This is a genomic window from Streptomyces sp. NRRL WC-3549 (assembly GCF_000721935.1).
In the GTDB taxonomy this organism is placed as follows: domain Bacteria; phylum Actinomycetota; class Actinomycetes; order Streptomycetales; family Streptomycetaceae; genus Streptomyces.
The window spans coordinates 82,559-87,592 of the sequence record NZ_KL585437.1; the positions used below are offsets into that span (position 1 = coordinate 82,559).

The window sequence follows — 5,034 nt, forward strand, 5'->3', positions numbered from 1 at the left end:
CGGCGGCCACACCGGCCGCCGGGTCGGCGAGCAGCACGGGCGTGCAGTCGGCGGTGAGCACCGCGAGCGGCAGACCGCGACGGGCCGTCACCACCGCGTCCACCGCGGGGATCTCGGCGGCCTCGCCCCACGGGCCGTCGACCACGGCGACCTCACGGCCGTGCACCTGGTTCATCCAGACGACCCGCTCCGGGTCCAGACCGAGGTGGCGGGCCGCGAGCCCGCGGTTCGCGAGGACGGCGGCGGGGTCGTCACCGACCGCGCCGCCGAGGTTGAGCCGCTCGTACGGAGCGGCGCTCACCCCGCCCCACCTGTCGGTGAAGGCGAAGTGCGCGCCGCCCGCCGAAGCCACCGCGGTGTGCACCGCGTGCTGCGGGTCTATCACTTCAAGAAGTCCGGTACGTCCAGCTCTTCGGCCTGGGTGTCCTGGTAGGGACGGGCCGTCGGGACGTGCGGCGGGCCGACCGGCGGCAGCGACGAGCCCTCGCTCGTCACCGGGGCCGGCTGTTCGGCCGGGGCCTGCTGGGGTTCCTCGCGCGGGGGGACGGAGCCCAGCGTGCCCGCCGGACGCACCGGTTCGGCGGCCCGGGCCGGCGGGGCCGGCTCCTCGCGCTTGCCGGAGCTCGCCCCGAGGACGTTCTCGCGGCGGGCGGGCGGCTGTCCGCCGTCGAAGCCGGCGGCGATCACGGTGACCCGCACCTCGTCGCCCAGGGCGTCGTCGATGACCGCTCCGAAGATGATGTTCGCCTCCGGGTGGGCCGCCTCGCTCACCAGCTGCGCGGCCTCGTTGATCTCGAAGAGACCGAGGTCGCTGCCGCCGGAGATGGAGAGCAGGACACCACGGGCGCCGTCGATGGACGCCTCCAGGAGCGGCGAGGAGATCGCCATCTCGGCGGCGGCCACCGCACGGTCGTCGCCGCGTGCCGAACCGATGCCCATGAGCGCGGAACCGGCCTCGGACATGACCGACTTGACGTCGGCGAAGTCCAGGTTGATCAGGCCGGGGGTGGTGATGAGGTCGGTGATGCCCTGGACGCCCGAGAGCAGCACCTGGTCGGCCGACTTGAACGCGTCGAGCACGCTGACCTGGCGGTCCGAGATGGACAGCAGCCGGTCGTTGGGGATGACGATGAGGGTGTCGACCTCTTCGCGGAGCTCGGCGATGCCGTCCTCCGCCTGGTTCGCGCGGCGCCGGCCCTCGAAGGTGAACGGGCGGGTGACCACGCCGATCGTCAGGGCGCCCAGCGAACGGGCGATGTTGGCCACGACGGGCGCGCCGCCGGTGCCCGTGCCGCCGCCTTCACCGGCGGTGACGAAGACCATGTCGGCCCCCTTGAGGACCTCCTCGATCTCCTCGCGGTGGTCCTCCGCGGCCTTGCGGCCGACGGCCGGGTTCGCCCCGGCGCCGAGGCCCCGGGTGAGTTCGCGGCCGACGTCCAGCTTGACGTCGGCGTCGCTCATCAGCAGTGCCTGCGCATCGGTGTTGATCGCGATGAACTCGACGCCCTTGAGGCCGACCTCGATCATTCGGTTGATGGCATTGACACCACCGCCGCCGACACCGATGACCTTGATGACTGCGAGGTAGTTCTGCGGTGCTGCCACGTCGAAGGCCTCTCGCCTCGAGTTACGTGTCGTCGCTCTGCGGTGGCACCGCCGCGACGACGGATGTCGATGGGGACGGTCCGAACGCCGACCCAAACCCTAACGTTCAACTTTAGGGTTACCAGTGTGTCTGCTTCCCGGACTCTTCCGAACAGGACACTAAGTCGACAAGCGGCGCACGTTCAACGAACACGCCGAACCTCCCGTTTTTCTTTTCACCCTATGTGATCACCCGTAGCGCTGACCAACCAGGGTGCTGGCCAGGCCAAATGCGCGTCAACTCTTCGACACCGCGGGTGCGGTGGGGGCACTCACGTCGAAGTGCCCCGCTTCGGGGGCGGCTTTCATGAGCGCGGTGAGCACGCGGGCCTTCACAGGCCCCCGTTCACCACTGCCCCACATCACCGTGCGCCCCCCTGTCAGTTCCAGGACGACGGAGTCGTACGAAGTGATCCGCACGGTCTCCGTCTCCCCGGCCACCTTCCCCGGAAGGTCGCCCGCAACCCGAACCGCTTCCCGCAACAGACGGTCACTTCCGTAGCGCTTCAGGCTCGCCGACCGGTCGGCCCTCAGTTCCAGCAGCGGTACGTGTCCGGGCCGTTCGTCCACCGTGGCGAAACGCACACCTTTCGCGTCCACTTCGATGAACTTCGCGCCCTTTTTCACCACCAGGACCGGCTTTCGTTCGGTCACTTTAAGGCCGATACCGTGCGGCCATGACCGCACGACATCCACGGAGTCGATACGGGGCACCTTCTGGCGCAACCGTGCCGCGATGGCGTCGGTGTCCACGGACACCAGCGGTCCACCCACCGGCACGGCCGCGGCGGCCTCCACCTCAGAACGGGTCAGGACGTCGGTGCCGGTGGTGGTGACGTGCTCGACCCGGGTCCAGGACGAGCCGTAGAGCACCCAGACCGTGGCCGCGGCGACCAGCACCACGGCAACTGAGGCCACCACCAGCCTCGTACGGCCGGTCAGCCGGCGCCCCCGCGGATCGATACGCGGGGGTCCGGCGGGGGTGTCGGCCCGCTTGGCTGCGCCGCGCTGGGCGGTCGTCGGTCCGGCCACGCTCGCTCCTTCGCCGGACCCGGGGCGCGCGCCCCGGGTCCGCACCGCCTCACGCCTGGCGGCGTGCGGCAATCGCCTCGTACACCATGCCGACGAGCAGGTCGTCGGCGTCGCGCCGCCCGAACTCGGCGGCGGCGCGGGACATCTCGTACAGCCGGTGCGGATCCGACAGCACCGGAAGGACGTTGCCCTGCACCCACTCCGGGGTGAGCGCCGCGTCGTCCACCAGCAGGCCGCCGCCCGCGTTCACCACCGGCTGGGCGTTGAGCCGCTGTTCGCCGTTGCCGATGGGCAGCGGGACGTAGGCGGCCGGGAGCCCGACGGCGGAGAGTTCGGCGACGGTCATCGCGCCCGCGCGGCAGAGCATCATGTCGGCCGCCGCGTACGCCAGATCCATCCGGTCCACGTACGGTACCGGGATATAGGGCGGCATACCGGGCATGTTGTCGATACGCGGCAATTCGTTCTTCGGTCCGACCACGTGGAGGATCTGGATCCCGGACCGCTGGAGCAGCGGCGCGACCCGCTGGACGACCTCGTTGAGGTGGCGGGCGCCCTGCGAGCCGCCGGAGACCAGCAGCGTCGGCAGGTTGGGGTCCAGGCCGAACGTGTCGCGCGCCTCGGGGCGCACCCGGGCGCGGTCCAGGGTGGCGATGGTGCGCCGCAGCGGGATGCCGATGTAGCGGGCGCCCCGCAGCTTGCTGTCGGGGGTGGAGACGGCGACCCCGTGGGCGTACCGCGAGCCGATCTTGTTGGCGAGGCCCGGACGGGCGTTGGCCTCGTGGACCACGATCGGGACGCCGGCGCGCTTGGCCGCGAGGTAGCCGGGCAGGGCGACGTATCCGCCGAAGCCGACCACGCAGTCGGCCTTGGTCCGCTCCAGGATCTGCTCGGCGGCCTTGATGGTGCCGCGCAGCCGCCCGGGCACGGTGATCAGCTCGGGCGTGGGCTTACGCGGCAGCGGTACGGCGGGGATCAGCGCCAGTTCGTAACCCCGCTCGGGTACGAGCCTGGTCTCGAGTCCGCGTTCCGTGCCGAGGGCAGTGATTCCCACGGTCGGGTCCTGCCTGCGCAGGGCGTCTGCGAGGGCAAGCGCGGGCTCGATGTGCCCGGCGGTCCCCCCGCCGGCGAGTACGACATGCACCGAAATTCACCGCTCTCCGGACGGACGCTTCATGATGCGCCGTCTCATCGTCTTCCATCTGACCCCGGGCCTCCGCATGGCCAGGGCCGCTCTCGCCGCAGGGTCCTCTCGCGCGAAGGCGATCATGAGCCCGACAGCGAACATGGTCGGCAGCAGGGCCGATCCTCCGTAGGAGAACAGCGGCAGCGGGACTCCGGCGATCGGCAACAGACCGAGCACCGCACCGATGTTGATCACGGCCTGCACCATGATCCAGGTGGTCACGCCTCCCGCTGCGTACCTCACGAAGGGGTCCTCCGTGCGTCCGGCCACGCGGATACCCGCATAGCCTAGAGCCGCGAAGAGGGCGAGTACCGACAGCGTCCCCGCCAGGCCCAGTTCCTCCCCGGTGATGGCGAAGATGAAGTCGGTGTGAGGTTCCGGCAGTTGACCCCATTTTTCCACACTCGCACCCAGCCCGGAACCGAACCATCCGCCGGAGGCCAGGGCGTAGATTCCGTGGACCGCCTGCCAGCAGCCGCCGTCCGGGGTGGGTTCGCTGACCCCCATGCAGGCGAGCCGGGACATCCGGTTGGGGCTGGTCTTGATCAGCAGGAAGCCGATGGCCCCGGCGAAGGCGAGCACCCCGGCGAAGAGCCGGGTGGGCGCCCCGGCGAGCCAGAGCAGGCCGAACAGGATGGCGGTGAGGATGATCGCCGTTCCCATGTCGCCGCCGAGCATGATCAGACCGAGCAGCATGAAGGCGACCGGGACGAGCGGCACGAGCATGTGCTTCCACTGGGACAGCAGCCGCTTGTCGTGCTTCCGGGCGATGAGGTCGGCGCCCCAGAGGATGAGGGCGAGCTTGCCGAACTCGCTGGGCTGGAGCTGGAAGGGGCCGCCGAGGTAGAGCCAGTTCTGGTTGCCGTTGACCGACATCCCTATCCCCGGAACCTGGACCAGGATCATCAGGAAGACGGTGGCCAGGAGCAGCGGATAGGCGAGGGCCCGGTGCAGTTTGACGGGCATCCGGGCGGCCAGCAGCATCAGCCCGGCGCCGATCACGGCGGCGAGGAACTGCTTGCGGAAGAAGTAGGTACTGGGTCTGGAGAGTTCCAGCGCCTTGATCATCGAGGCCGAGTAGACCATCACGAGCCCGAGCACGGTGATCAGCAGCCCGGCGCCGAGGATCAGGTAGTACGCGGTCAGCGGACGGTCCCAGGCCCGGCGGGGCG

General features: G+C 70.2%; 5 protein-coding genes. All 5 read right to left on the reverse strand.

The genetic code is table 11. The features are described 5' to 3' along the window. A partial coding sequence (locus tag IH13_RS0132180; protein WP_420713425.1) for a laccase domain-containing protein occupies nt 1–301 on the reverse strand: 301 nt, incomplete at its 3' end. Nucleotides 302–381: 80 nt separating this feature from the next. Further along, on the reverse strand, nt 382–1,605 hold the full coding sequence (gene ftsZ / locus IH13_RS0132185) for a cell division protein FtsZ (RefSeq protein WP_031089989.1): 1,224 nt from the start codon (nt 1,603–1,605) through the stop codon (nt 382–384). Between the two features lie 276 nt (nt 1,606–1,881). Then, entirely contained in the window at nt 1,882–2,676 is a 795-nt protein-coding gene (locus IH13_RS0132190; protein ID WP_031089991.1) for a cell division protein FtsQ/DivIB, read from the reverse strand. 49 nt (nt 2,677–2,725) lie between these two features. Beyond that, nucleotides 2,726–3,820: an undecaprenyldiphospho-muramoylpentapeptide beta-N-acetylglucosaminyltransferase gene (gene murG, locus IH13_RS0132195; protein ID WP_031089992.1), complete on the reverse strand. Its 1,095-nt coding sequence runs from the start codon at nt 3,818–3,820 to the stop codon at nt 2,726–2,728. A gap of 6 nt (nt 3,821–3,826) precedes the next feature. Next, the coding region (ftsW, locus tag IH13_RS0132200; RefSeq protein WP_110085076.1) for a putative lipid II flippase FtsW at nt 3,827–5,034 on the reverse strand (1,208 nt) is incomplete at its 5' end.